The organism is Alitiscatomonas sp., assembly GCF_037242085.1.
Lineage (GTDB): Bacteria > Bacillota > Clostridia > Lachnospirales > Lachnospiraceae > Alitiscatomonas > Alitiscatomonas aceti.
The window spans coordinates 19,969-41,192 of the sequence record NZ_JAXXBR010000072.1 but is presented as its reverse complement, the minus strand read 5'-3'; the positions used below and the strand labels follow the sequence as shown (position 1 = coordinate 41,192).

Here is a 21,224-nt window from a genome sequence, read left to right as displayed (position 1 = left end):
CCATTTCTTCTGGTGGACTGCATCGAGGAGCTGGAGCCGGGCGTGCGGGCTGTTGGATATAAAGCAGTCACATATAATGAGCCGTATTTTTCCGGCCACTTCCCGGAGGAGCCGGTGATGCCGGGTGTCCTGATCGTGGAGGCCCTGGCCCAGACAGGAGCCGTGGCCGTCCTCAGCATGGAGGAAAATAAGGGAAAAACGGCGTATTTCGGCGGCATGGACCGGGTGAAATTTAAGAAAAAGGTAGTTCCCGGCGACAGACTCCGCCTGGAATGTGAGATCATTAAGCGGAAAGGGCCGGTGGGCGTTGGAAAGGCCACGGCCACCGTGGACGGAAAGATCGCAGTGAGCGCAGAGCTTACGTTTATGATCGGTTAGGGCTGGTGAAGATATGTTTCAGAAAATTCTGATCGCCAACCGCGGGGAGATCGCGGTGCGGATCATCCGGGCATGCCGGGAAATGGGGATCAAAACGGTGGCTGTCTATTCAGAGGCAGACCGGGACGCCCTTCATACGCTGTTAGCGGACGAGGCCATCTGCATCGGCCCCGCCCCGTCGGCAGAAAGCTATCTGAATATGGAGCAGATCCTTACGGCCTGCGTGGCCATGAAGGCGGACGCCATCCATCCCGGCTTTGGATTTTTGTCGGAAAACGCCAGGTTTGCAGAGCTGTGCGAGAAATGTCATATCCGGTTCATCGGCCCTCCGGCAGAGGTGATCCACCGGATGGGAAATAAGTCCGAGGCCAGAAAGACCATGATGGAGGCCGGAGTTCCGGTGATCCCTGGAAGTAAGGAGCCGGTATTTACGGTGGAGGAGGGCTTAAAGACTGCCAGAGAGGTGGGCTTTCCTGTGATGATCAAGGCGTCCAGCGGCGGCGGCGGAAAGGGGATGCGGGTCTCCTATGGGGAAGACGATTTTGCGTCCAATTTCCAGAACGCCCAGATGGAATCGGTCAAGGGATTTTCCGATGATACCATGTACATCGAGCGGTTTGTGGAGCGTCCCAGACACATCGAGTTCCAGATCCTGGCGGACAGCTTTGGAAATGTGGTCCATCTGGGAGAGCGGGACTGCTCCATTCAGAGACGCCACCAGAAGCTTTTGGAGGAGGCCCCGTCGGCGGCTATCTCAGAAGAGCTTCGTGAGCGTATGGGCCAGGCGGCGGTGAAGGCCGCAAGATCCGTACATTATGAGAATGCAGGGACCATTGAGTTCCTTTTGGATAAAAATAAAGAATTTTATTTCATGGAAATGAATACCAGGATCCAGGTGGAGCATCCGGTGACCGAGGCGGTGACGGATCTGGACCTTATTAAGGAGCAGATCCGGATCGCGGCGGGGGAGCCGCTGTCTGTGACCCAGGAGGATATCCAGATCACCGGCCATGCCATTGAGTGCCGGATCAATGCCGAAAACCCGGATAAGCACTTTATGCCGTGTCCGGGCACCATCACGGATATCCATCTTCCCGGCGGGCGCGGGGTCCGGGTGGATACGGCGGTCTATAATAATTATACGATCCCGCCCAACTATGATTCCATGATCTTAAAGCTCATCGTCCACGACAAGGACCGGCCATCGGCCATTGCCAAGATGCGGAGCGCCCTGGGAGAGCTGGTCATCGAGGGGATCACCACCAATGTGGATTTCCAGTATGAGCTCATCGGAGACAGGGATTTTGAAGATGGAAATGTGGATACGGATTTTATCCCGTCCCATTTTCCAGACTGCTGATAGTGAAGGAGGTTTTCCATGCTGCGGGATATGTTCAAGAAGACATATACAAAGATCGACACCAGATACCGCGCCCCGGAAGCGGAGCGGACGGAAAAACAGGAAGAGGAACCGGGGATTCCGGCCGGAATGTGGAGAAAGTGCAATAAGTGTGGGAAACCCATCTACGTGGAGGATGTAAGAGAGAATTTTTATGTCTGCCCCAAATGCGGAGGCTATTTCCGCGTCCATGCCTGGAGGAGGCTCCAGATGGTCACGGATCCAGGTACCTTTGAGGAGTGGGACCGGGAGATGGAGGTCTCCAATCCCTTAAACTTCCCGGGATATGAAAAAAAGCTGGAGGCAGCCAGGGAAAAGTCCAGGCTCAACGAGGCCATCGTCACCGGCTGCGGAAGGATCGGCGGCAATCCGGCAGTGATCGGCGTCTGTGATGCCAGGTTCCTTATGAGCAGCATGGGCCACAATGTGGGTGAGAAGATCACCAGGGCTGTGGAACGGGCCACCAGGGAAAAGCTTCCAGTGGTGCTTTTTGCCTGCTCCGGCGGCGCCAGGATGCAGGAAGGGATCGTTTCCCTGATGCAGATGGCCAAGACGGCGGCGGCCCTTAAGCACCACCATGATGCGGGCCAGCTCTTTGTCAGCGTGCTGACGGATCCTACCACCGGAGGCGTCACCGCCAGCTTTGCCATGCTGGGAGATATCATCCTGGCGGAACCGGGGGCCCTCATCGGCTTTGCCGGCCCCAGGGTCATCGAGCAGACCATCGGCCAGAAGCTGCCGGAGGGGTTCCAGAGAGCAGAGTTTCTTCTGGATCACGGCTTTGTGGATAAGATCGTGGAACGGAAGGAATTAAAACAGACCCTGGAGACCATCCTGTGGCTCCATCGGAAAGAGGAAGGAACAGCTGGCGGAGACAGCGCCGGGAACGGCGGCGGGGCGCGGAAGCAGGCAGAGAACTCCGACGGCATCAAAGGCTCTCTTCTTTCAGCCGTCCAGAGCCGGGCCGGAGCCGTGATCCGGAGCGCCTGGGATTCGGTGCTCCTTTCAAGGAAGGCCGACCGGCTGGTGGCTTCTGATTATATTGATGCATTATTTGAAAATTTCATGGAATTTCATGGAGACCGGTACTTCAAAGACGACGGGGCCATCATCGGCGGGATCGCAGAGTTCCATGGGATCCCTGTGACGGTGATCGGACAGGAGAAGGGAAAGACCACTAAAGACAATATCCACCGGAATTTCGGTATGCCTTCTCCCGACGGCTACCGGAAGGCCCTGCGGCTCATGAAGCAGGCGGAGACCTTCGGCCGCCCGGTGATCTGCTTTGTGGATACCCCCGGCGCATTCTGCGGCCTTGAGGCCGAGGAGCGGGGCCAGGGCGAGGCTATTGCCAGAAATCTTATGGAGATGTCGGGGCTTAAGGTTCCGGTGCTCTCCATTGTCATTGGAGAAGGCGGGAGCGGCGGCGCCCTGGCCATGGCTGTGGCCAACGAGGTATGGATGATGGAAAACGCCATTTATTCCGTATTGTCGCCGGAGGGCTTTGCCTCGATCCTATGGAAGGACAGCAAACGGGCCGGAGAGGCGGCCGGAGTCATGAAGATCACGGCCAGAGAGCTTTATGAGCTGGGGATCATCGAGCGGGTGATCCCGGAGGAGGAGCCGGCATGTAAGGAAACGCTTCCGGCCATTGCTTCTTATCTGGACCAGGCCTTAAGCCGGTTCCTGGAGGACTGGAGAGACGTGGATCCGGAGGAGACGGCACTCCTCCGGTATGAGCGGTTCCGCAGATTTTAGGACAGACCGGCCGTAAGCCGGGGAAAAGAGGGAGTTATGGGAGAAGCAGCGTTACAGTTAAAGCCGTTGAAGATCGGTCCGCTGACGGCAGAATACCCGGTGATCCAGGGCGGCATGGGCGTTGGGATCAGCCTTTCGTCCCTGGCGGGGGCTGTGGCAAAGGCCGGAGGGATCGGGATCATTTCCACGGCCCAGATCGGCTTTAAGGATCCGGATTTTTTAAAGGATCCCATGGGGGCTAATCTGAGAGCGATCCATGAGGAGCTTAAAAAGGCCAGGAAGACCGCCCCGGAGGGGATCCTGGGCTTTAATATCATGGTAGCTACGAAGGAGTATGCCCGGTATGTGAAGGAGGCCGTGAAGGCTGGAGCGGATGTGATCATCTCCGGCGCGGGGCTTCCGGTGGATCTGCCCAGATATGTGAAGGAGGCTGCAGAGGAAATGGGGGAAGAGTGTCTTCGCCGTCCCATGCTGGCTCCCATTGTTTCCTCCATCAAGTCGGCGTCGGTGATCTGCAAGATGTGGGACCGGAAGCATAAAATGGCTCCAGACTTTGTGGTGGTGGAGGGGCCATGTGCCGGAGGCCACCTGGGATTTTCCAGGGAAGAGCTTTCTGAATATGAAGTTGACACTCAGTGTGTGTCAAAAACGTATAAAAGAGAGAAGTATGAAGCGGAGATCCGCGGCATCATCGGCGTGGTGAAGGAGTTTGCCGGAAAGTATAAAAAGGAGATCCCGGTGGTGACGGCCGGAGGGATCTTTGACCATGAGGACGTGCTGCGCCAGCTCCGTCTGGGGGCCGACGGCGTCCAGGTGGCGACCCGTTTCGTGACCACAGAGGAATGTGACGCGGATCCTGCCTATAAGCAGGCGTATCTGGATGCGGAGGAAAAGGACATCGTGATCGTAAAGAGCCCGGTGGGAATGCCTGGAAGGGCCATACGGAACCGGTTCCTGGAAAGGGTCCAGGAGGGAAGGATCCCGGTGAAGGGGTGCTTCCGGTGCCTGGAGCACTGCAATCCGGCGGAGACCCCGTACTGCATCACCCGGGCGCTCATCCATGCTGCTGAGGGAAATATAGAGGAAGCCCTGCTGTTCTGCGGAAGCAACGCGTACCGGTGCAAGAGGATCGAGACTGTGCCGGAGGTAATGCGGAAGCTTTGCGGCGTGGAGCCGGAGGAGGAAAGCGAATAAATCCCGCCCTTCTGTCATAAAATCTGGCAGAGGGGTGGGATTTTTATATGTTAAATTATCTGTGGGCCGGGATGATGGCCCTGGGGATCCTGTGGGGAGCGTTCCATGGAAATCTGGCCCAGGTGACCAATGGAGCGCTGGATTCGGCCAGGGAGGCAGTGACCCTGTGCTTAACGATGCTGGGGATCATGTCCTTCTGGTGCGGGATCCTTAAGGTCGGGGAAGAGGCCGGGCTCATCGAGGCGCTGACGAAAAAGATGAGGCCGGTGATCCGGCTTTTATTTCCGGATATGCCGGAGGACCATCCGGCGGCGGCCCATATCTCCACCAATATGATCGCCAATATGCTGGGCCTGGGCTGGGCGGCGACCCCCGCCGGGCTAAAGGCCATGGAGGAGCTGGAAGCTTTGGAGGAGGAGCGGAGAAGGCAGAAAAAGCCGGGGGCCTTCGGAAGGGGAACGGCCAGTAATGAAATGTGTACGTTTCTGATCGTCAATATCTCGTCCCTTCAGCTGATCCCCATCAATATGATCGCCTACCGGAGCCAGTACGGCAGCGTGAGCCCGTCTGCCATCGTGGGCCCGGCGCTGGCGGCGACGGCGGTGAGTACTCTGACAGGGGTGGCGTACTGTCTTCTGAAACGGAGGAGGTGAGGAGATCCTGATACGATTTTATACCGGAGACACTTGACATTTTTCATTTATATATATATCATCAATATGAAAACAGCCAATAGTTTCATCTGCAAAAGCGAAACCCCAGAGGAGGTGCTGACTCCGCTGGGGTTTCTCGCTCGTTTCGGTGAGCTGGTCCGTTCAGGCTGTTACTGTCCGTTAGTTTCTATCCAGCCATCTGCATATGTAGTAACTTACTACACTTGCTCCGACAGAAACTAAAAATGAAGCCAATAGCTCCACCTGCTCACCTCCTCCCGCTGGAAAGAGTCGACAGCAAAGATATGGTATCATATAAGGAGAACGATTTATATGGTGTCCGGTATAATTTAAAAAATAGTTGACCTTTCCGGCGGGAGACTTTATGATAATACATATGCGCGGCAGAAGCCGCATACCGCACCCAGAAGGATGCAGGCGGCATGGGCCGCGACTAAAAAACACGCAGATATCAGGTACCAGGAAGGTACAGGGAACAGAAGCTCCCTGATTTTTCTGGTACCTTTTTATTTGCGCGGGCAGCGAGCCAGAGTCTGCGTGTGCACGAGACCTTGGCGGCTGCCGCGATAGCCATGAGAAACCTGCGCAGCGTATTTCTTATGGTTTTGCAGAAAAAGGAGAGGAAACGTATGAGATATCAAAAGAAATGGAGAGTGACAGCCGCCCTTCTGGCGGCGGCGCTGGCGGCCTCCTGTGTGACGGGCTGCTCCGGTGGACAGGAAAACGCAGAAACGGCAGGAAATACAGAGGCAGAAGGCAGTAAGGGGACAGAGGGAGCCGGGACGGCGGAAAGCGGAAGCTCCCAGTCTGCAGAGACTGAGACCAGGGATTCGGTCGTCGTGGTCATGGGCCCCACATCGGAGCCGGAAGCAGGCTTTGACCCGGCATACGGCTGGGGAGCCGGTGAGCACGTCCACGAGCCTCTGATCCAGAGCACTCTGACGGTGACCACGCCGGACCTTAAGATCGGCTATGATCTGGCGGAGGACGTCCAGGCCAGTGAGGACGGGCTCACCTGGCAGGTGAAGATCCGGGATGATGTGAGATTTACGGACGGAGAGCCGCTGACCGCAGAGGATGTGGCCTTTACCTATAACACGCTGAAGGATACAAGCTCTGTCAACGATTTTACCATGCTGAAGGAGGCCGTTGCGGTGGACGATACCACCGTGGAGTTCCATATGAACCGGCCCTACTCCATCTGGCCTTATACCATGGCCATCACAGGGATCGTTCCGGAACACGCCTATGGCCCGGATTACGGACAGAAGCCCATTGGCTCCGGACGATATATTTTAAAGCAGTGGGACAAGGGGCAGCAGGTGATCTTTGAGGCCAATCCGGATTATTACGGGGAAGCTCCGAGGATGAAGAAGGTGACGGTGCTGTTCATGGAGGAGGACGCGGCCTATGCGGCGGCTCTTTCAGGCCAGGTGGATCTGGCCTACACCTCGGCGGCCTACTCGGACCAGAGCATGGACGGCTTTTCGCTGTTTTCCTGTGAGACGGTGGACAACCGGGGCTTTAATCTTCCGGCTGTGCCGGCCGGGGAGACCGATGAAAACGGAGTTCCCATTGGAAATGATTTCACCAGTGACGTCCGTGTCCGCCGGGCCATTAACCTGGCCATCGACCGGCAGGCCATGATCGACCATGTGCTCAACGGCCACGGGACCATTGCGTACAGCGTCTGCGACAAGATGCCCTGGTACAGCAAGGATTCTGAAGCTGCCTTCGATCCCCAGGAGGCGGAGCGGCTTCTGGATGAGGCCGGATGGAAGACAGGAGCGGACGGGATCCGGGAAAAGGATGGAAAGAAGGCTGGATTCACAATGCTTTACTCCGCAGGAGATTCGGTCCGCCAGGCCCTTTCAGAGGATACGGCCAACCAGCTGGCAGCGTTTGGGATCCATGTGACTGTGGAAGGCGTGGGCTGGGATACGGCCTATGACCGGGCCCAGTCGGAGCCTCTGATGTGGGGATGGGGAGCCCACACGCCCATGGAGCTTTATAATATCTACCACACAAGGCCGGGCGGGAAGTATGCCCAGTATTCTCCCTATGCCAACGGGGCTGTGGACGCCTATATGGACGAGGCCCTGGCCTGTACGGATCTGGAGGCTTCTTATGAGCTGTGGAAAAAGGCCCAGTGGGACGGAGAGTCCGGCATTACCCAGGAGGGGGATCTTCCCTGGATCTGGCTGGTGAACATCGATCATCTGTACTGGGTGAAGGATGGGCTCCAGGTGGCGGAGCAGAAGCTCCATCCCCACGGCCATGGCTGGTCCATCGTAAATAATGTGGACCAGTGGACATGGGAGTAGGCCGGAAGGCGCGCCGGAGCGGAAGGACGGGCCATGGAACTGGAAAAACAGTCTGGGGGCTTCTGGTCTTCCAGACTGCCCGTATGGCCCTTCTGGTGGCCCTGGTGAGCATCCTGGCCTTTGTCCTTCTTTCTGTTTCTCCGGTGGATCCCCTTCAGACCAATGTGGGCCAGGCGGCCCTTGGAGCCATGAGTCCGGAGCAGGTAGAGCGGCTTAAGGGATACTGGGGAGTGGACCTGCCTCCGGCAGAGCGGTATCTTTCCTGGGCGGCGGATGTTCTGAGAGGAGATATGGGGACCTCCCTTCTGTATCGGAGACCAGTGGCGGAGGTGATCTGGGAAAAGCTTTCCAACTCTCTCTGGCTCCTGGCCTCTTCCTGGCTGCTTTCGGGCCTGCTGGGCTTTACCCTGGGAGTTCTGGCTGGAAGAAAACGGGGAGGGATCTGTGACCGGCTGGTAACGGGATATTCTCTCCTGGCAGCCAGCACCCCTGCCTTCTGGACCGCCATGGTCCTTCTTATGGTCTTTGCCGTTTATTTTAAGTGGTTTCCCATCGGCTTAAGCGTCCCCATCGGCATAACGGCGGAGGAGATCGCCCTCGGAGACAGGATCCGCCATGCAGTCCTGCCGGCGGCGGCCTTAAGTCTTACGGGGATCTCCTCAGTGGCCCTCCATACCAGGGAAAAAATGGTCAGCATCATGGAAAGCGACTTTGTGCTGTTTGCCAGGGCCAGAGGAGAGTCGGAAACGTCCATCGTCCTCCGCCACGGCCTCCGGAATGTGCTGATCCCTGCCATGACCTTGCAGTTTGCATCCATCAGCGAGATCATCGGCGGCTCTGTTCTGGTGGAGCAGGTATTTTCCTATCCGGGACTGGGCCAGGCGGCAGTGACAGCCGGACTGGGAAGCGACGTGCCCCTTCTTCTGGGGATCACAGTGGTCACGGCGGTACTGGCAGCTTCCGGGAACCTGGCGGCCAGCGTTCTTTATGGAATCGTGGATCCCAGGATCCGGAAAGGAGCGGCCCGATGAGCGGTATGAAGAAAAGAGAAAACGGGAAGAGGCTGGGGAACCGCCGCCTTTTTTCCATGGTATTGTTTGGGGCGTCGGTCCTGTTCCTGCTCCTGGTGGCCGTTTTTGGGTATGTATGGCAGGATGCGGCATCGGTCACGGATTTTTCAAGGAAGAACCTTCCTCCCTGTGCCGGATATCTGTTCGGCACTGACTGGATGGGGCGGGATATGTTTGTCCGTACTGTGGCGGGCCTTTCCATGAGCATCCGCCTGGGACTTTTAACGGCCGCGGTCAGCGCGGTCATCGCCTTTCTCCTGGGGCTTTCGGCCGCGGTCCTGGGACGGGCAGTGGACGGGCTTGTGACCCTTCTGATCGATCTGGTCATGGGGATCCCCCACATGCTGCTTCTGATCCTGATCTCCTTTGCCTGCGGAAAGGGCTTCTGGGGCGTGACCCTTGGCATCGCACTTACCCACTGGGCGTCTCTGGCCAGGCTGATCCGCGGGGAGGTGTTCCAGCTCCGGGAGAGTCCGTATATCCGGATCGCTGGGAAGCTGGGAAAGAGCAGGGCTTATCTTGCGTTCCATCATATGGCACCGAATCTTCTGCCGCAGTTTATCACCGGGCTGATCCTCATGTTCCCCCATGCCATCCTCCACGAGGCCAGCATCACCTTTCTGGGGTTCGGCCTTTCGCCGGAGGAACCGGCCATTGGGATCATTTTATCGGAGAGCATGAAATATCTGGCCATGGGAAAATGGTGGCTGGCGCTGTTTCCGGGGCTTCTTCTGACGGCGGTGGTGCTGATGTTCCATTATGCGGGGCAGACCATATGCCGGATGGCGGCTCCGGGCAGTGTCCATGAGTAAAGAGGAGGAACATATGGAGAATCACAGATCAGAGGAGGAGATCCTCACAGTAAAGGGCCTGTCCGTATCCTTCACCCAGTATGACCGGGGCTTTGGACGGAAGGAGATCCAGGCGGTCACAGACCTGGATCTGAGGATCCGGAGCGGGGAGATCGTGGCCGTGGTGGGTGCCAGCGGATCGGGAAAGAGCCTGCTGGCCCACGCGGTCATGGGGATCCTTCCATATAATGCCTCCATGAGCGGGGAGATCCTGTTTAAAGGAACGCCGCTGACCAGTGGGCGTGTCCGGCGGCTGAGGGGCCGTGAGCTGGTCCTGGTGCCCCAGAGCGTGACGTATCTGGATCCGCTGATGAAGACCGGGCAGCAGCTAACAAAAGGAAGAAAAAATCCGGAAATTCTGGAAAAATGCAAAAATATCCTGAGCTCCTGTGGACTGGGCCTGGAGGTCATGGACAAGTATCCCTTCCAGCTTTCGGGCGGTATGGCCAGGCGGGTGCTGATCTCCACGGCGGCCATGGAGGACGCAGAGTTAGTCATTGCCGACGAGCCCACGCCGGGGCTTGATAAGAAAACGGCCATGGGGGTCATGGATCATTTCAGGCGGATGGCAGACCGGGGGGCCGGTGTGCTCCTCATCACCCATGATCTGGAGCTGGCGGTCCGGTCGGCGGACCGGGTGACGGTGCTTTACGGAGGCAGGACCGTGGAGGAAACAGAAGCCTTCTCCTTTCTGGATGAAGGTCTGCTGAAGCATCCGTATACAAAAGCCCTTTGCCGGTCCATGCCGGGGAAGTGGCCGTCCGCGGACGCTTTGGAAAATGACCGGGAGGGCGGTGTCCCCGATGAAGGGATCCTGGAATATATGAGAAAGGAATATGGACGATGAAACTGGAAGCAAGGGATATTTCCTTTAGGTACGGGGAAGGAGAGAGACAGGTCCTGGCCCACGTGGATCTGACTGTGGAAAGCGGGGAACGGGTGGGGATCATGGCCCCCAGCGGCTTTGGAAAGACTACGCTTTTAAAGATCCTGGCCGGATATGAAAGGCCGGAAAGCGGGGAGGTGCTGCTGGACGGGACTCCTCTGGAGCGCTTCCGGGGATATGTCCCGGTCCAGATGATCTGGCAGCACCCGGAGCTTTCGGTAAACCCGGCCAGACGGCTGAAAACGGTGCTGGCGGAGGGGGACTGGCCGGAGGACGGCGGCATCATGAGAGGGCGTATAGAAAAGGAAATGGGGATCCTGGAGGAGTGGAAGGAACGGTATCCGGCAGAGGTATCCGGCGGGGAGCTCCAGCGGTTTAGCATCGCCCGGGCCCTGGGACAGAGAACGGAGATCCTTCTGGCCGACGAGATCACGGCTATGCTGGATCTGATCACCCAGAGGCAGATCTGGAGCGCCCTTTTAAAGGAGACCCAGAGCCGGGGGATCTCCCTGGTGGCAGTGAGCCATTCCCAGGAGCTTTTGGAAAAGATCTGCAGCCGGATCCTCCATTTATCCGCAATATCTGGATAAGATTGACAAATTCTGGCAATTTTATTAAGATTAGGGTGCTGACGCGCATTTGACGGCGGGAGAGTACGATCTGGGAGGACAGCAGGATGAAGAAAGCAAAGAAGGGGTTTACTCTGGTGGAGCTGATGGTCGTGATCGTGATCATGGCGGTCCTGGCCGCTGCGGCAACTCCGGTTTTTGCGGGCTATGTGAAAAAGGCCAGGGCGGCAGAGCATCTGTCTGAATGCCGGGCCATTTATGTGGCGGCCCAGTCCTGTCTGGAGGAGGCTTTTCTGAAGGCTGGAGAAGGCACGGTCACAGTGGAGGACCTGGATATGGAAAGGTTTCTGAAGGATGTGGAGGAGCTTTCCGGTGTTGGCGGAATCGGGTCCGGAGAGGGAACGCCGGGGAGCGGAGGCTCTGCCGGAACCTTTTCCATTTACCTGGAAAACGGAAGGGACGGAGCCGCCTGTACGGCGGTCGTCTTTCATGGTGAAGGCTCAGACTGGGTCTTTGATACTGTGGACGGGACATATACAGAAGCATAAACTCTGGCGCGGCGCATGAAAGGATGTGCGGCGCTTTTGCTATACTGGAGGCAAGGAATGGAGGAACTTTTACTGGAGCTCGTCACAGCGGGTCTGCTGGCAGTCATTGGCTGGATCGATGGGAGGACCATGGAGATCCCATACGCCTTAAGCGGCGCTCTGGCCATATGTGCCCTGGCGGACTTTTTTCTTTTCCCGGGGCTGCCTGTGGGGGAGCGTCTGATGGGCATGGTCTGTGTGTCGGTTCCTATGTATACATTATGCATGGTCGTAAAGGAGGCCTTTGGCGGCGGAGATATCCTTCTGCTTTCCATCATGGGCTTTTATCTGGGCTGGAGGGCGCTCCTTCCCGGCGTGTTCCTTGGCTTTCTGCTGGGCGGGCTGGAGGCGGTATGGCTTCTGGCATCGGGACGGGCGAAGCCTGGGGAGGGGGCCCATATGGCCTTTGGCCCGGCCCTGTGTCTGGGACTTGGGATCAGCCTGTTTTATGGAGAGAGGATCTTTTTCTGGTATGCGGGGCTTTTTGGCTGAGTACGCGCAGGGAGACGTATATATGGAAGGCATTAAAAGAAAAAAGGAATGGAGATCCGGGGAGCTGGCTGATTTTTTTCAGCAGATGGCGGTGATGACCGGATCGGGGATCCCGTTATGCAGGGCGCTGGGGATCCTTGGGGACTGTACGGACAGCAGAAGGTTCCGGAAAATATATGAAGAACTCCGCAGGAAGATGGAGAAGGGGACCCTGGCCAGCAGCGCCATGGAGCAGACGGGCGTATTCCCGGAAATGGCCGTCAACATGATCCGTGCAGGGGAGGCGGGAGGGACCGTGCAGGAAATGGCCGGAAGGCTGGCGGTCCATTACCGGAAGGAGCACCGGATGCAGCGCCGGATCCAGGGAGCGCTCCTGTATCCGAAATTTCTGGGGCTCCTGTCGGTCTTTCTGGTTCTGGCTGTTTTTCTTGTGATCATGCCCACGCTGGAGCCGCTGCTTGGAGAAATGGAGCTTCCGCAGTTCACCCGTTTTCTCATGGCGGCCAGTATATTTCTGAAGGAATGGTGGTATCTGGTCCTGGTTTTCACGGTCCTGTGGACAGCGGTCTGGGAACGCGCGGGGAAAAAACGGAGGATCCGGCTGTTTCTGGACCGTCTGCGTCTGAGGCTTCCAGTGGCTGGAAGGCTCCTGCGGTCGGTCTATACATTCCGGTTTGCTGAATCCTTAAGCATTCTGTATGCCAGCGGCATCCCCATGCTGACGTGTCTGGAAACGGCAGGAAGGACTGTGGGAAACCGGTATGTGGAGCTTCAGACCCGGTTCCTGTCTGAACGGCTTCAGAACGGGGAGGCCCTCAGCCTGGCCATAAGGGATGTGAACGGGCTGGACCGGAGGCTGGCTCTCATGGTCCTCACAGGGGAGGAAACGGGAAAGCTGGACGTGATGTTAAAAAATACAGCAGACAGCTTTGAATACGAGGCGGATATGGCTGTTTCCCGTCTGGTGAGCCTGGTGGAGCCAGTGATGATCCTGGGGCTGGGAGCGGTCATCGGCGCAGTCCTTCTGGGGATCATGGTTCCGCTTTGGAGGATGTATGGGTACATGGGATAGGAATGGACGGTCCCGGTGCAGGAAGGAGATTTTCCGCCGCCGGGCAGGCCGGCTCCGGAGGATGAAGGGGTCAGCCATGCTGGAGGCCATGGCAGTGATCCTGGTATTTCTGGTGATGGCTTCTGTCCTGTTTGCATCGGGGCGGGCCCTGAACCGGCAGACCGTGAGGACTCTGGAGAAAAATGTGGCCCGGGATGGGGCTCTGACAGCGGTGAGGCTTCTGGCGCAGGATATTATGGAAGGAAACAGACCGGGAGAGGAAATGGAGCCGGAGAAAACAGAGCTGGAGGTGATCCCGGAGGACGGTCTGGGAACGTTTACGGTCCCGGTCACTGTCTGGGCCGGAGAGGAAGGCAGAAATCTGGTCCTGTACGGGATGTGCGCCTATGGAGGGCAGACGGAGGCCGTCTCCCTGCTCCTGGAGAAAACGGAAGGAAGCGGCGGCGGGGTCACGCCTTCATCTGCGGCAGCACCGGTGTGGAGACCAGTGCGGTATGCTCCGGCAGAGCCTTTGGAGGAATGAAAATGGGAAAGAAGGGATATGCGCTGGTGGAGGCGGTCACGGCTGTGGCTCTGGTGATGATGGCCTCGGGCATTCTGAGCCTGGGGATCTCCTTTGGCCTTCGTATGGAGAGACGGGCGGAACAGCTGAAGGATACGGATACGGTCCAGGAGGTCCCGGCACGCTTTAGGATGCGGACAGGGGACGGAACAGACATTTTCGGAGAGGGCTATGTGCGCCGCCAGACGGTTATAGGCCGTAACAGAGAGCTTTTTATCTATGGCTTTGGAATGGAGCCGGGAACAGGAGAGCTGGAACGGCAGTCTTTGGATCCTGTGTTTTCGGATCAGAGGGAGACAGAATGAAGGGGACCAGGGGATTTACGCTGGTGGAGCTGATGGCGGCTGCCATGCTGGCAGGAGCGGCGCTTTTGACCGCCCTTCCCCTGATGCTCATGGCCCAGCGGACTGCCCGCAGGCTGTCCGGTGAAACAGCAGCAGCCATGAGAGGGGACGCGGTCTTTGAGCTGGCAGCCGGGGAGCTCAGATACGCAGAATCTGTATCGCTTTCAGAAAAGCCGTGGAACCGCATCGATGGGGATACGTTCGGGAGCTTTTCCGATGTGGAGATCGGGATCCGGGCAGCAGGAGAAAGAAGCCTCTGGCTGACGGTACGGGTAAACCAGGGAGAAGAGCTTCTATATGAGAGGACTGGGAGGGTGGAGCTTCTGAACGTTCCTTTTTATGGAACTGGAAGGCTCGAAGGCAGCGGAAGGACCGGGCAGTCTGCCGCGGAGGGAGCTTCCTGTCCGGCGGTCTGGTACATAGACGGAGGAGATTCATGAGGGAAATGGAAATTTTAAAGGGCCTGGAAGGCGGAGAAAACATGGCGGTGCAGTTTGTAGACCATCTGCTGGCCCTGGGGCTCCGGAAAAAGGCCAGCGATATCCATCTGGAGCCGGGAGAGGAGCAGATGACCGTGCGGATGCGCACAGACGGGCGGCTGAAGGTATGTGCGGCTGTGGAAATGAGGCACCATCCCATGATCCTTACCCGTGTGAAGGTCATGGCGGATATGGACATTGCGGAAAAGCGGCTTCCCCAGGACGGCCACATAAGGGCTTCCATCCAGGGGAAGCCGGCGGATCTGCGGGTCAGCGTGATCCCAACCATACACGGCGAAAAGGCAGTCCTCCGCTTTCTGAATACAGATACAGTCATCGACAGCCCGGAAACCTTCGGCATGAGTGAGGAAAATTATGGAAAGGTCCTGGATATCTTAAAGCGGCCCAACGGAATCTTTTATATCACCGGGCCCACAGGCTCCGGCAAAACGACGACACTTTATATGATCCTGGAGAGGCTGGCGGAGCTTCCGGTGAACATTGTGGCCATTGAGGATCCAGTGGAGAAGCACATCCGGGGCATCAGCCAGATGCAGGTCAATACCCAGGCCGGGCTTACGTTTGAAACGGGGCTCCGGGCTGCCCTGCGCCAGGATCCGGACGTGATCATGGTAGGAGAGACCAGGGACAGCCAGACGCTGAAGACCAGTGTCCGGGCCGCGGTAACGGGCCATCTGGTGCTTTCCACACTTCATACGAACAACGCGGCGGGGACTGTGGTGCGGATGCTGGACATGGGTGCGGAGCCGTATCTGGCGGCCAGCAGCCTGAGCGGCATCCTGGCCCAGAGGCTCGTAAGGAAGATCTGTCCGGACTGTAAGACAGAAAGGGAACCGGACGAGGAAGAAAGGAAGCTTCTGGGACCGGGGATCCGCCGGATCCGGTACGGAACCGGCTGCGCCCGCTGCAGCTATACGGGATACCAGGGGCGGACCGCTGTCCATGAGGTACTGGCGGTGGATAAGACCATCCGCGCAATGATCGCCGGAGGCTGCCGGGAGGAGGAGATCGCCTCCTATGCAGAAAATATCCTGGGAATGAGGACGCTGCGGGACGATCTTCTGCGGCTGGTGGACCAGGGGATCACAACTGCGGAGGAGCTGGAACGGCTGACCTTTGGAGAACAGAGGCCATAGGCAGCCGGAGGCGGAGCCGTGGTCCTGCCCCAGGACCATGGCTTTTCTGCCCGGCTGTCTTCCGATGGACTGGCAGAATGACAGGAAATCATTTTTTTATTACTATCAAGTTTGGCGGAATGCATGGTTTTTGCCATGCATTTTTTATGGATCCGCCATGGACACACCGGAAAGGTGAATGGTATACTGTCTGTAAAACAGACATTATACCACCGCGCATCTGGTTTTCGCGTACACCGCGAAAATCCAGGCGCCCAATTCCCCCGGAGGGGTACCATGTCCTCCGGACATAGTATACTGTCTGTAAGATTCTAAATTCATTTCTTTGAACACACAATGTTTTGGCATCATCAGCCAGAAGATCCTGGAGGTATCATGAAAAAAAAGAGAATAGGGGGAGTTCTGGCAGCGGCCGGGGCGGCGGCTGTCCTGTCGGGGCTTTGTACAGGAAGGGCTTTCTGCCTGGATATGGAATCCTATGCCGGGCTGCTGGATAAGGAGCGGATGTCCGGAGAGACGGAATATATGGTTTCCGGAGACCAGGAATGCCGCCGCCTTCTTATGGAACTGGTTTCCGCAGGAGCCGGGAAGGAGAGGGAGGAGTTTTTTATCACCGGGGAGGATTACGAGCCGGAGACCCTGGTGATCGCCCAGATGTTCCCGGCCGCCGTCAATATTTCCAACACAAAGATCGAGGAATATGAGGAAAACGGCCGCAGATATGTGACCTGCCGCATCGGGTTTGAGCGGCAGCCGGACCAGGAAGCGTGTACCCACCGGTGGGAGACCAGGATCCTGGAGGCCGGGACCTGTCTCTGGGGAGGAAAGGAGGAACTGACCTGCCGCCTCTGCGGGCTGAGAAAGGTCCGGTCCCCGGCTGCCCTGGGGCACCTGGACGCGGACCGGGACAGGCTCTGTGACCGGTGCAGGGATCCTCTGAACGGGGATGAACCGATCGAGACCGGCCGGTGGGCCGTGGGCGACGTCCAGACGAGAAGGCTTGGGAAGGACACGTACCAGTTCCGGTGCGTGGACGACGATTACAGCAGTGCAGGATCCGAGCATCAGAAATGCGCATTATTCTTATGCGAAACTGTCATACGGTCAGATATGGACAGTACAGATTCCCAGAAAAAGATCATCACATTTGGAAAAAACAATAATTATAAGGACTCAGAGATACGGAAATGGCTCTGGGACCGCTGTACGGGAGAAGCCGGTCTCCAGATGGGAGCCGGGGCCCTTATGCCTGTAAACGTCGGGGTCTGTACAGCTTTTCTTGGGCAGACGTCTCCAGGTACGGAGGGAGAGGCGGCGGAAACGGAGCTGGTGAAATATACGCTCCTTCCACAGATGATGTCAGACCGGATGTTCCTTCTGTCGGTGGAGGAGGCGCTGAAATACAGGAAGGAGCTGTGGGACATAGTGTCAGAAGAAAGTCCGTACAGCCGGGGATACTGGCTCAGGACTCCTGTTTATCAGGAGGGAGAAAACGGAGGATTCATCTATGGAACAGAGGCATATGCGGTGGATCTGAGGGATGGGACCATAGGCCCGGCAGAGGTTTCTGACGGAAGCTTCGGCCTCCGTCCGGCGTACTGTCTGCCGCAGTCATAGCCGGTGCTCCGGGATCTGGCAGGCACTGGGAACAGAGGTTATGGATTTCTATTGTAACAGGAGGAAAATATATGCAGTTTCAAAAACATGAAATGAAAATGAGACGGGCCGGGAAGGCCGGCCGGGCAGCAGTATTCTGCCTGTGCGCAGGTCTGGTGCTGGGAGATCCGGTGAAAGGATTTGCCTGGGAGCAGACGGAATACGTCCGCAGGGCCACAGGCTCCAATGCCCTGGGCCGTCCGCTTCTGATGGCGGAGTCCAAAGATCTGTGGGAAAACTGGGTCGGAGACCTGGGATTCCTGGATGGGACCAGAGGGGACGGAAGCCGGGAAAAGCCGTTCCAGATCTCCACAAAGGCACAGCTCATGGGCCTTTCCAGGCTTGCGGCCATGGGAATGGAGATCAAAGAGGGGGAGGGAACGTATCCGGGCGATTATTCCGGGTCCTGCTTTGAGCTCACAAGGGACATCGATCTGGGAGGGATGGAATGGATCCCCATAGGCTTTTACCGGAACAGCTCCCAGATCCATTCGGATCATATCCCGGCCTTCCAGGGGCGTTTTGACGGCAATGGAAAGACCATTTCCAATTTCCGTCTTTACCGCCCGGACTGGAGCCATATGGGATTGTTCGGGGCCGTAAGGGATTCAGAGATCACAGATCTTACAGTGAGTCCCGGACATGTGATCACAGCGGGAGAAACGGCTGGGATCCTGGCCGGCAGCGTACAGGACAGTGTGATCCGGAATGTGGCCGTGGCCGGAGCCTTAAAGACTGCGGGAAATACCGGCGGCATTGCCGGGGAAATTGCGGGTACAGTGGTGGAAAACTGTACGGCGGATCACGTGGCCATGGATCTGGGAAAGGGAAAGGAGACCTTTGCCGGGGGGATTACCGGAAAGGCCGCAGGCTCTGTGATCTCAGACTGCACGGTAAATACTGGAGACAGCCTGAACGCCAGGATCCAGGGCGGCGGCTATGTGGGAGGGATCACAGGCTTCCAGAACGATACGGATATTTTCAATGCCCACGTCATGGGGACCATTGGAGGAAGCGGATCCCAGGCCATTGGGGGCGTAACAGGAAAATATGCCTCGGGCAAAATGAAGGTGGCCAGATTTGAGGGAAGGATCGCCAGCTCGGGCCTGGGGAGCAGCGCCCGGGAGGGAACGTTCATCGGGACCCATGATACGGGCTTTCATTTCCGCTATGGAACGGAGGCCGGGGCAGATCTGGCCTATCTGTTTGCGGATACAGAGGGAAAGATCATGGCCGGAGTCTGCGGCTCCGGGATCCCGGACGATAACCGGTTTGGCTACGACGCCCATATCGGCTTCTGGCACGGGAAGGACAATGGGTTTACCCTGGTCCAGGGACAGAGCACCAGGCCGGAGGAGGAACGGTACTTCTATGAGGAGCTGGAGGAAGGAGCGCTTCATGTGATCGACACAGAGGATTCGGTGAAGGAGATGGAATTTTCCCCGGACCATTTTGCACCGGGAAAGACGGGACGGCCAGCCAGAGGCTTCCTGGTCTCGGTGCTCCAGATCGATACGGCGGCCAACGTACAGAATTATTATGATGTGGCGTCGCTGACGGCCCGGGGCGGATCCGCTTACAGTAAGGAGCTGGATAAGTCCCACCGGGGGGCTGTGGCGGCAGGAGACACGGTCACAGTGATCACGGCCCCCAGAAATAACGGGGAGGAGAAATATCAGATGGACGGAGTTCCATTTTATACGGAACCCGGGGGCGGGAAAACACCCATGGCGTATCAGACCGGCGGCTCTTATGCCTTTGTGATGCCGGAGCATGATACGGAAATTTCGGCCGTGTATAAAAAGGTGGCGGCAGATATCCGGGTGACGCCGGAGGAGCTGGCCTTCCATGTGACAGAGGAGAGGACCGGGAACAGAAAGTCCCCTTCTATCGTCACAGAGGTTAGAAATGACGCGGGAAAGCTGATCGCCAGATACATAAATGGAAGTCTGGAAGAGGGAACAAAGGTCCAGGAGGTGAAGGTGGAGGCAGTTGTGGATAAGAACAACGATGTGGCAGACAGCCGTGTCCAGTGGAGCGTGGACGACGGAGAGCTTCTTCTTTTAAAGCAGAATCCCGATGAGGACAGCGAGGGCTATACGGAGATGAGCGCATCCCTGGAACTGGATCTGAAGGCCGGTTTTTTCCGGGACATCATAGAGAAGGCGGAGAAGGAACAGGCAGATAAGGGGTTTAAGTATCCGATCCCCGATACCATATATGGAAACGGCACCCTGGGAGGTCTGGCTGTGCTGACTGCAAAGACCAGGCCTGCGGCCAGCTTTGAGGGAAAACCCCTGACGGCCAACTGCCGGATCCCGGTCACCTTCCAGATAAAGGACAGGACCCGGGTGGCGGCAGAGGGGGCCTCCTTAGACCGGGAGAATCTTTTCTTTACGGTCACAAGGACGCTGACAGGCGACAGAAAAACTCCGGTGGATACAGTAACGGTCACCGGCCCGCAGACACTGAGCGCCGTTTTTTCTCCGGATCATTTTGATAAAAGGGATGTTTCCTGGTCTGTGGACGATAAAAATGTGATCCAGGTGGACGCCGGAGGCTACGGACAGGGAAATACGGAGGAGGATTATAAAAATGCCAGAGTGGAAGCTGTGAAGGACACCCGGTGGATCCGGGATATCATGGCAGCGGATGACTCGGTCCACGAGGCAGATCCTTATGCCAGACGGAGCGGGGAAGGGAAGAGGACGGCCTTTGTGACCGTCACGGCGGATGATTCCCTGGGAAACAGGCAGACGGCTTCCTGCCGGGCAGAGGTGTCGTTTGTGACGGTGGATCAGACAAAGGTACTGGCGGAGGAGATCCAGACAGACCGGGAAAGGCTGGAATTTGACATGGTGCTTACAAAGACCGGCCGCCGTTCGGATCCGGTGCTCACATGGACCGGGACAGGGAGCCAGAAGGTGACGGCAGTCCTGTATCCCCAGATGCCGGAGGGGGAAGCGGAGGAGGACTGGCCGGAGCTGGAGTGGAAGGCTGACAGAGAGCTTTTGTCCGTCAGCGGGGACGGACTGGTAACTCCGGCAGTGAATGCCAGATGGATCCAGGAGGCCATGAAGAAATATCCGTATTCTGCACAGAAAACTACAACGGCTGTTGTGGGCTCCGGGGATAAGAAGAAGGAGGTCACAGTGGTCCTGAATTTCAAAATGGAGGACCGGACATACCGTCCATCGGGCTCCGGCAGCTCCGGAGGCCACTCTTCGGGCAGCGCTTCTTCGGGGATCACCACCAGGGGGAAAAAGACGGCGGACGTACAGGCTCCCAAAGGAAGCGTCACAGGCGTATGGGTACAGGACGGCTCGGGAAGGTGGATCTTTACCAGCGGCGGGCGTACCTATGCCGGTGAATGGGCCTATATCCACAATCCTTATGCGGGTGAGGGACAGGAAAGCACGTCCTGGTTCCGGTTTTCCAGCGACGGGGCCATGGTGACTGGCTGGTTCCAGGATCCGGCAGACGGAAACTGGTATTACCTCCATGATATTTCCGACGGCGGTCTGGGGCGTATGTATACAGGCTGGCACAGGATCGGAGGAAGCTGGTACGCCTTCGGCCCCAGCGGCAGGATGCTGACCGGATGGAACTGGATCAACGGAAGGTGCTATTATCTGGAGCCGGAAAGCGGCAGGATGCTGTCGGATGCAGTGACGCCCGACGGATATACGGTGGACAGCTCCGGAGCCTGGACCGTAAACGGAAAGGTACAGGTCCTGGGAAGGGATCTGGAGGAGGGCCGGTAGGCCGGTCC

19 protein-coding genes are annotated in these 21,224 nt (G+C 57.5%); all 19 read left to right on the top strand.

Translation table 11 applies throughout. The features are described 5' to 3' along the window. Positions 1–378 (top strand): 3-hydroxyacyl-ACP dehydratase FabZ (gene fabZ / locus WIH05_RS06795; protein WP_337425158.1); only part of this gene is annotated, 378 nt, incomplete at its 5' end. Between the two features lie 13 nt (positions 379–391). Continuing rightward, the gene (locus WIH05_RS06790; RefSeq protein ID WP_022272962.1) at positions 392–1,738 is read left to right on the top strand and encodes an acetyl-CoA carboxylase biotin carboxylase subunit; all 1,347 of its coding nucleotides are present in this window, start codon (positions 392–394) and stop codon (positions 1,736–1,738) included. Between the two features lie 18 nt (positions 1,739–1,756). Beyond that, positions 1,757–3,535, top strand: coding sequence for an acetyl-CoA carboxylase carboxyl transferase subunit (locus WIH05_RS06785; RefSeq protein WP_022272963.1), 1,779 nt, complete (start codon positions 1,757–1,759; stop codon positions 3,533–3,535). A 36-nt stretch (positions 3,536–3,571) separates the two neighbouring features. After that, on the top strand, positions 3,572–4,729 hold the full coding sequence (locus tag WIH05_RS06780; RefSeq protein ID WP_022272964.1) for a nitronate monooxygenase family protein: 1,158 nt from the start codon (positions 3,572–3,574) through the stop codon (positions 4,727–4,729). 47 nt (positions 4,730–4,776) lie between these two features. Continuing rightward, complete coding sequence (locus WIH05_RS06775; protein WP_022272965.1) at positions 4,777–5,382, top strand: nucleoside recognition domain-containing protein; 606 nt, start codon at positions 4,777–4,779, stop codon at positions 5,380–5,382. Positions 5,383–6,032: 650 nt separating this feature from the next. Next, positions 6,033–7,727 carry an ABC transporter substrate-binding protein gene (locus WIH05_RS06770; RefSeq protein WP_022272966.1) on the top strand — a complete coding sequence of 565 codons (1,695 nt, stop codon included), beginning with the start codon at positions 6,033–6,035 and terminating at the stop codon, positions 7,725–7,727. Between the two features lie 83 nt (positions 7,728–7,810). Continuing rightward, positions 7,811–8,758: an ABC transporter permease gene (locus WIH05_RS06765; RefSeq protein ID WP_337425160.1), complete on the top strand. Its 948-nt coding sequence runs from the start codon at positions 7,811–7,813 to the stop codon at positions 8,756–8,758. 56 nt (positions 8,759–8,814) lie between these two features. Continuing rightward, a complete protein-coding gene (locus WIH05_RS06760; protein WP_337425159.1) occupies positions 8,815–9,609 on the top strand; it encodes an ABC transporter permease in 795 nt (264 codons plus the stop codon). A 13-nt stretch (positions 9,610–9,622) separates the two neighbouring features. Beyond that, the gene (locus WIH05_RS06755) at positions 9,623–10,495 is read left to right on the top strand and encodes an ABC transporter ATP-binding protein (protein ID WP_022272969.1); all 873 of its coding nucleotides are present in this window, start codon (positions 9,623–9,625) and stop codon (positions 10,493–10,495) included. Next, on the top strand, positions 10,492–11,124 hold the full coding sequence (locus tag WIH05_RS06750; RefSeq protein WP_022272970.1) for an ATP-binding cassette domain-containing protein: 633 nt from the start codon (positions 10,492–10,494) through the stop codon (positions 11,122–11,124). The genes WIH05_RS06755 and WIH05_RS06750 overlap by 4 nt, the downstream gene beginning before the upstream one ends. An 86-nt stretch (positions 11,125–11,210) precedes the next feature. Continuing rightward, complete coding sequence (locus tag WIH05_RS06745; RefSeq protein ID WP_158358976.1) at positions 11,211–11,651, top strand: type II secretion system protein; 441 nt, start codon at positions 11,211–11,213, stop codon at positions 11,649–11,651. Between the two features lie 57 nt (positions 11,652–11,708). After that, complete coding sequence (locus WIH05_RS06740) at positions 11,709–12,182, top strand: A24 family peptidase (RefSeq protein ID WP_022272972.1); 474 nt, start codon at positions 11,709–11,711, stop codon at positions 12,180–12,182. A 22-nt stretch (positions 12,183–12,204) separates the two neighbouring features. Beyond that, positions 12,205–13,254, top strand: a complete 1,050-nt coding sequence (locus WIH05_RS06735; RefSeq protein WP_337425157.1) for a type II secretion system F family protein — start codon at positions 12,205–12,207, stop codon at positions 13,252–13,254. Further along, positions 13,238–13,777 carry a hypothetical protein gene (locus tag WIH05_RS06730; RefSeq protein ID WP_022272974.1) on the top strand — a complete coding sequence of 180 codons (540 nt, stop codon included), beginning with the start codon at positions 13,238–13,240 and terminating at the stop codon, positions 13,775–13,777. The genes WIH05_RS06735 and WIH05_RS06730 overlap by 17 nt, the downstream gene beginning before the upstream one ends. Positions 13,778–13,779: 2 nt before the next feature. Continuing rightward, entirely contained in the window at positions 13,780–14,121 is a 342-nt protein-coding gene (locus tag WIH05_RS06725; protein ID WP_022272975.1) for a hypothetical protein, read from the top strand. Then, positions 14,118–14,600 (top strand): prepilin-type N-terminal cleavage/methylation domain-containing protein, encoded by a 483-nt coding sequence (locus WIH05_RS06720; RefSeq protein WP_022272976.1) that lies wholly within the window; start codon positions 14,118–14,120, stop codon positions 14,598–14,600. Before WIH05_RS06725 ends, WIH05_RS06720 begins: the two co-directional genes overlap by 4 nt. Continuing rightward, positions 14,597–15,796, top strand: coding sequence for a GspE/PulE family protein (locus WIH05_RS06715; RefSeq protein WP_022272977.1), 1,200 nt, complete (start codon positions 14,597–14,599; stop codon positions 15,794–15,796). Before WIH05_RS06720 ends, WIH05_RS06715 begins: the two co-directional genes overlap by 4 nt. Before the next feature lie 375 nt (positions 15,797–16,171). Beyond that, positions 16,172–17,413, top strand: a complete 1,242-nt coding sequence (locus WIH05_RS06710; RefSeq protein ID WP_337425156.1) for a DUF6273 domain-containing protein — start codon at positions 16,172–16,174, stop codon at positions 17,411–17,413. Between the two features lie 71 nt (positions 17,414–17,484). Then, complete coding sequence (locus WIH05_RS06705; protein ID WP_022274241.1) at positions 17,485–21,216, top strand: N-acetylmuramoyl-L-alanine amidase family protein; 3,732 nt, start codon at positions 17,485–17,487, stop codon at positions 21,214–21,216. Positions 21,217–21,224: the final 8 nt, after the last annotated feature.